The organism is Rhodanobacter sp. C06 (assembly GCF_002001105.1).
In the GTDB taxonomy this organism is placed as follows: domain Bacteria; phylum Pseudomonadota; class Gammaproteobacteria; order Xanthomonadales; family Rhodanobacteraceae; genus Rhodanobacter_A.
Genome location: NZ_MUNP01000065.1, coordinates 38,870 through 45,404, shown reverse-complemented (window position 1 = coordinate 45,404; position 6,535 = coordinate 38,870). Strand labels below are relative to the sequence as shown.

General features: G+C 68.1%; 3 protein-coding genes. 1 reads left to right on the top strand and 2 read right to left on the bottom strand.

The annotated features are described in order from the left end of the window. Positions 1–448 precede the first annotated feature (448 nt). Both B0E52_RS14115 and B0E52_RS14110 read right to left on the bottom strand, forming a co-directional pair. Positions 449–4,033, bottom strand: a complete 3,585-nt coding sequence (locus B0E52_RS14115) for a M1 family aminopeptidase (protein ID WP_077484829.1) — start codon at positions 4,031–4,033, stop codon at positions 449–451. Positions 4,034–4,055: 22 nt separating this feature from the next. Next, a complete protein-coding gene (locus B0E52_RS14110) occupies positions 4,056–4,940 on the bottom strand; it encodes an ABC transporter ATP-binding protein (protein ID WP_077484828.1) in 885 nt (294 codons plus the stop codon). Positions 4,941–5,155: 215 nt separating this feature from the next. On the opposite strand from B0E52_RS14110, the gene aceF reads away from it, so the two are divergent. Further along, positions 5,156–6,514 (top strand): dihydrolipoyllysine-residue acetyltransferase, encoded by a 1,359-nt coding sequence (gene aceF, locus B0E52_RS14105; protein ID WP_256363988.1) that lies wholly within the window; start codon positions 5,156–5,158, stop codon positions 6,512–6,514. The last annotated feature ends 21 nt before the right edge of the window (positions 6,515–6,535 follow it).

Genomic DNA, 6,535 nt, shown 5'->3' with positions numbered 1-6,535 from the left:
TCCCTCCCCTGCACGCAGGGGAGGGAGACGGCGAACCGCGAGCCTGCAGTGCTCTGCTGTTGCTGTTGTTGTTGCTTCTGGCGCGCACGACGCGCGCCTGCTTTTCCGGGGCCCCTGGGCGGCGGCGAAGCGGGGACGACCAGGCCGAGCAGTGGGCGAGCCCATGTAAGGGCTCGCCTTTTCGCGCGGGCAGGCGACGGCATGGATGCCGGAGTTGAGGCAACGCAGGAGCGGTTGCCCGAGCCTGCTCGAAAAGCCCGGCACCGCTTCACGAACTTTCCGTCCATGGAAGGACGGAAATCGCCAACCGGGGTGGCCTTCTCTTTGGGTTACTTTTCTCTTGGCCACGCAAGAGAAAAGTAACCCGGGCGCCGACAGACGCTCGAAACCGCTTTGTCGATCGCGACCTGCCTCGTGATCCGGGCGCGCGCGCCTCAAGTCGCCAGCCCTATTGCAGCGTCACCGCCTTGCGGTTGTCGTCGGGCACCCGGTCGATCAACTCGTTGTACGGGTCGATGCCGGCGATCGCGGGCTTGCCGTCCACGGTGACGGTGATCGTGCTGTCGCCGTCGGGCAGCAGGCGCTTTTCGAGGTACAGCGGCTTGCCATCCCTGCCGTCGCCGGGCGAGGCGGCGAACACGCCGATGGCGATCGGGATGTTCGGGGCGGCCTTGGTCTCCTTGCCCTTGCCGTCGGCGTACATCATGCCGGCGTGCACCTTCATCGTCACCTCGTACCTGCCGTCGGGCAGCTGCTTCGCGCTGGCGTCGAGCATGCGGTCGTCGAACAAGGTGATCTTCCAGAAGAAGTCGTCCAGCAACGGCTGCCACTTCGGTCCCAGCGTGGCGGACAGCGCGTCGACGAATTCCTTCGAGGTGGTGTAGGGCGGTTGCTGGAAGCCCTGGTCGAGCAGGAACTGCTTCAGCACGGCATCGAGCTTGTCCTCGCCCACGTAGTCCTGCAGCGCGTAGAAGACCAGCGAGCCCTTGTTGTAGTGGATGTACTGCTCGTTCTCCACCTTTGCCAGCGGCTCCTCGGCCACCTTGTCGCTGGCGCGGCCCATCAGGTACCTGTCCAGCTCGTACTTCAGGAACTTGCGCATCTGGTCGGCGCCGTACTTGTGCTTCATCACCATCAGCGCGCTGTACTGTGCCAGCGATTCGCTGAGCATGGTCGAGCCCTGCATGTCCGCGCCGATCACCCGGTGCGCCCACCACTGGTGCGCCACTTCGTGGGCGGTGACGTAGTACACGTAGTCGATCCTGCTCTGGTCGCGCAGGTCGGCGATGAAGCCGATGCTCTCGGAGAACGGAATGGTATTGGCGAAGCTCTGCGCGAAGGACATGTAGCCGGGGAACTCCAGGATGCGCAGCTGCTTGAACTGGTACGGCGTGTAGTGGCTGTCGTAGTACGCCAGCGAATCCTTCGCGGCCTCCAGCATGCGACCCACGTTCCAGGCATGCGCGGGGTTGTAGTACACCGACACCTTCACGCCGGCCGCGTCTTCGCTCTTCACCGCATAGCGCGCGGACAGCCAGGAGTAGAAGTTCAGCATCGGCTGCTGCATCGCGTAGTGGAAATAGCGGCGGCCACCCGCGGTCCATTCCTTCTGCAGCGTGCCGGGCGCCAGCGCGATCTGGTCGGCGGCGGTGGAGACGGTGGTGTCGAAGCTGATCCAGTCGGCGTCATTCGAGATATAGGTGTTGGCGCGTGCGGCCTCGTCGCCCAGCGGCGGCATGCGCGGCACGTCGAGCTTCAGTCCGTACTTGCGGCGGTCGTTGCGGTCGGTGAGCTGGTTGTCGGGCTGGTAGCCGAGTTGCGGCAGCTTGCCGCTGTTGAAGAACGTGCCGTTGTGCACCAGGAAGGTTTCGCCGCTGTCGTTGGTGAAACCCTTCGGCGCATAGTCGATGTCGAAGTCGAACGGCATCGAGGCGCCGGGCGCCAGCGGCGTCTTCAGCTTGTAGATCGCCACGCCGAGGCGACGGTCGAAGCTCACGGTGTCGTGCGGCGCGAAGGCCAGCGCCTGCGGCACGAAGTGGTCGGCGTAGTTCACCAGCAGCTCGGTCACCGGCACCTCGTGCCGGTTGACCAGGGTGTAGTGCGCGCGGATGTGCAGCTTGCGCCGGTACGGGTAAATGTCCACGTCGGCTTGCACCGCGGTGATGCGCGGCTGCGGCAGCCCGGCGTATTGCGCGTACTGCTTCTCGTAGTCGGCGCGCTCGCGCTTCTGCGTCGTACCGCTCGCGTAATGGTTGAGCACGTTGGCGTTGTAGTAGATCCAACCGCCCAGGCCCGCGAATCCGAGCAGCGCGGCGGCCAGCACCGCCGCGAGCGCGGGACGCAGCCGCGCACGCGCCTCGCGCAGCCGCTCGCGCCAGCCCTGGCCGGTACCGCGCACCCACAGCAACGCGGCCAGCACCAGCAGCGCCAGCGCGAGGCAGGCCCAGTAGGCGTCGAACCACAGCGCGCCGACGAGAAAGTGGCCGAAGCCGTTCAAGTCCGAATACGGCACGTCGGGCGCCGCGGCGTAGTTGTAGAGGTTGTGGTCCCAGTGCAGCCAGGGGAAGGCGAGCTGGCAGACGAACCAGACGATGACCAGCAGGTAGCCGAGGTAGCGGTTGTCGGTGGCCACCTGCAGGAACAGCGCCAGCACCGCCAGCAGCGCGAACGGGATCGCCTGCAACGCCAGCGTGCCGAGATACAGCCCCGGCTCGATATGGGTGTAGCCGTGGGCCAGCTGCCAACCGATGCCGAACACGGCGCCGGCGAGCAGGTACGTCACGATCACCGCCAGCAGCGCGCCGAGCTTGGCGGCCAGCGCGATCCAGTCCGGCAGCGGTAACGCGTCGCTGACTTCGGCGCTGCGCTGTGCGCGCTCGCGCCACACCAGCTCGCCGGCGTAGAACATCACGATGATGTACAGCAGCCATTGCGAGCTGCCGGCGATCAGCTCCAGCACGCCGTGCGTCACCGGATACGTGGCGGTGCCGTAGATGCGCCCGGACAGCGCCAGCGAGAACGCCAGGTTGACCAGGCCGAACACCAGCATCACCAGGAACGGTACGCCGCGCAGCACGCCGGCCGTGTCGAACGCCAGCAGCCGCCACAGCTGCACCAGGCGTGCGCGCCAGTCGGCGGACAATCGCACCGCGGGCAGCGTCAACGTGGTGGCGGTGGCGGCCGGCCGCAGCAGCGGTGGTTCGGCACGCTGCACGCGCCGGCGCAGCCGCAGGCCTTCGCGGTCGGCGCGGAACAGCGCGAACGCGGTACCGGCCAGCAGCAGCGCGACACCGCTCCACAGCAGCCGGTTGAACAGCAGCAGGCCGACCAGCGGTGGCAGCTGGCGGTTGATCTGTTCCGGCGCCCAGTAGCGCGTGACGATCTGCAGCGTGCGGCCGCCGAACGGATCGAGGATCGCCGCCAGCGCGTGGTTGTTCACGTCCTGGGTCAGCAGCCTGGCGATCGAGAGCAGCACGATGAAGGCGATCACGCCGATCAGCGTGGCCAGCAGCGAGCGCGTGGCGGTGGCGAGCAGGAACAGCACCGCGGCGATGAACAGCAGGTTCGGCAGCACCATCACGCCGAACGCCCAGGCGTAGCCGTGCCAGTTCGATGGCCCCAGCCGCGCGGCATCGACCCAGGGCATGCTGCCGCCCGCGGCCAGTCCCAGCGCGCACAGCAGCATGATCGCCACCATCACCAGGTAACCCGCCGCGAAGCGTCCGCCCAGGTAGGCACGCTTGCGCAGCGGCGTGGCGAACACCAGCTCGGCGGTGCCGTGGTCGAAGTCGCGCAGTGCGGCACCGGCCACGAAGGCCGCTGCCAGCAGCAGGCACAGCGGCGCGAGGTTGTCGAGCAGGCGCACGATCACCAGCGGCGCGTTGCGCAGCACGTTGCCGCTGGCGCCGCCGACCACCACCGCGTCGGTGCTGGCGAACACGAAGGCCAGCGCCGCGAACACGAAGGCGATGATCCAGAACAGCGGCGCCTTCAGTTGCTGGCGCAGCTCGAAGCGGAGGATTTCGAGAAACATCGCTCGTCCCTGTCGTCGGCGGTCAGGCGGCGCGCGCCGTGGCCTGCGCGCGCAGGCGGCCGAAATACACGTCCTCCAGGTCGGGGGCGACCGGCTCGAAGCCCGTCTCGGGCAAGCCGTCGGCCAGCACATGCAGCAGGGTGCGGCCGCCGGCGAGGCGGGTGGAGAGGATGTTCATGCGGGCGCGGTAGCCGTCCAGTTCGGCCTTGTCGATCGTGCGCCGCCAGACCCGGCCCTCCAGCGCGCGGATCGCCTCGCGCGGCTCGCCGGCCAGCAGCAGCTGGCCCTGGCCGATGATCGCCATGCGCTGGCAGAGGTCGGTGACGTCTTCCACGATGTGGGTGGACAGGATCACCACCACGCGCTCGCCGATCTCCGCGAGCAGGTTGAGGAAACGATTGCGTTCCTCCGGGTCGAGGCCCGCGGTGGGCTCGTCCACGATCACCAGGCGCGGATCGCCGATCAGCGCCTGGGCGATGCCGAAGCGCTGGCGCATGCCGCCGGAGTAGCTGCCCAGCTTGCGCTTGCGCACATCCCACAGGTTCACCTGGCGCAGCAGCGCCTCCACCAGCTCGCGCCGCTCGCCCTTCGCGGTGACGCCCTTCAGCACCGCGAAGTGGTCCAGCATCGCCTCGGCCGAGACCTTCGGGTACACGCCGAATTCCTGCGGCAGGTAGCCCAGCAGGTGGCGGGTGGCCTGCTTGTCGGCCATGAGGTCCATGTCGTCCAGCCGGATGCTGCCCTCGTCCGGCTCCTGCAGCGTGGCAATCGTGCGCATCAGCGTGGACTTGCCCGCGCCGTTCGGGCCGAGCAGGCCGAACATGCCGTTCGGGATGTCCAGCGAGATGTCGCGCAATGCGCGCACGCCGTTGGCGTAGGTCTTGGACAGCTGGCGGATGCGGAGCATGGCTTCCTTGTGCCGTGGCGGCGATGGCAGACAGGCACAGTGTGGACGAGCCGGTCCGGCTACCGCATGGGCCTCACGTCACGGGACTTTCGTCACGTGACGCATACGCATGCATACGTATGCGCATGCATCTCGGATGGCCTTGAAAGCTGCCGCGACGGCGCCCCGTTCGCTATGATGGAAGCCTTGCGGCCGCCCCTGTCCCCCCGCGCGGTCTGCCCTCGCCATTCGCAGGAGACACCATGGCCGACATCCAAGAAGCCCGCGTACCCGACATCGGCGGCCACGACAACGTGCCGGTGATCGAGGTGATGATCAAACCCGGCGACCGGGTGGAGAAGGAGCAGGGCCTGGTCACGCTGGAGTCGGACAAGGCCACGATGGAAGTCCCCGCGCCGTTTGCCGGCACCGTGAAGGAAGTGAAGCTCAAGGTCGGCGACGAGGTCTCCGAGGGCGCGCTGATCGCGCTGATCGAGGGGGCGGACGGCGGTGCGGCCGCGCCGGCCCCAGCGGCACCGGCGCCGGCCAGGACGGAGGCCCCGATGGCGGCGGAAGCGCCTGCACCGAGTCGTCGCGCCGAGCCGGGCCATGCGCCGGAAGGCGACGTGCCGCCGCAGGCGCGCCCGCCGTTCGACGCGAACATCGTGATGCCGGGCGACGCACCCTACGCCAGCCCTGCGGTGCGCGCCTTCGCGCGCGAGTTGGGCGTGGACATCCATCAGGTGAAGGGCAGCGCGCGCGGCGGCCGCATCGTGCGCGAGGACATCAGCGCATACGTCAAGCACGCGCTGGCCTCGGGCGCTCGCCCGGTCAGCGGCGGCGCCGTGGCGGCCGGCGGCGGGCTCAACCTGCTGCCGTGGCCGAAGGTGGACTTCGCGAAGTTCGGCCCGGTCGAGGAGAAGCCGCTCTCGCGCATCCAGAAGATCTCCGGCGCCAACCTCGCGCGCAACTGGGCGATGATCCCGCACGTCACCCAGCACGAGGACGCCGACATCACCGAGCTGGAGGCCTTCCGCAAGAAGCTTGGCGAGGAGAACAAGGAGCTCAAGATCACCCCGCTGGTGTTCCAGATGAAGGCGGTGGTGGCGGCGCTGAAGGAATACCCGCAGTTCAACGCCTCGCTGGACGAGACCGGCGAGAAGCTGATCCTCAAGAAGTACTTCCACGTCGGCATCGCGGTGGACACGCCCGACGGCCTGGTGGTGCCGGTGATCCGCGACGTGGACAAGAAGGGCCTGCTCGACCTCGCCCGCGAGCTGGGCGAGATCTCGAAGAAGGCGCGCGACAAGAAGCTGGGCCCGGCCGACATGTCCGGCGGCTGCTTCTCGATCAGCTCGCTGGGCGGTATCGGCGGCACCGCGTTCACGCCCATCGTCAACGCGCCGGAAGTGGCCATCCTCGGCGTCTCCAAGGCTTCGATGAAGCCGGTGTGGAACGGCAAGGAATTCGCGCCACGCCTGATGCTGCCGCTGTCGCTCAGCTACGACCACCGGGTGATCGACGGCGCGCTCGCCGCCCGCTTCGCGGTGTTCGTGGCCAGGCAGCTCGGCGACATTCGCCGCCTGCTGCTCTGACGCCCTGCTTTTCCCTCTCCC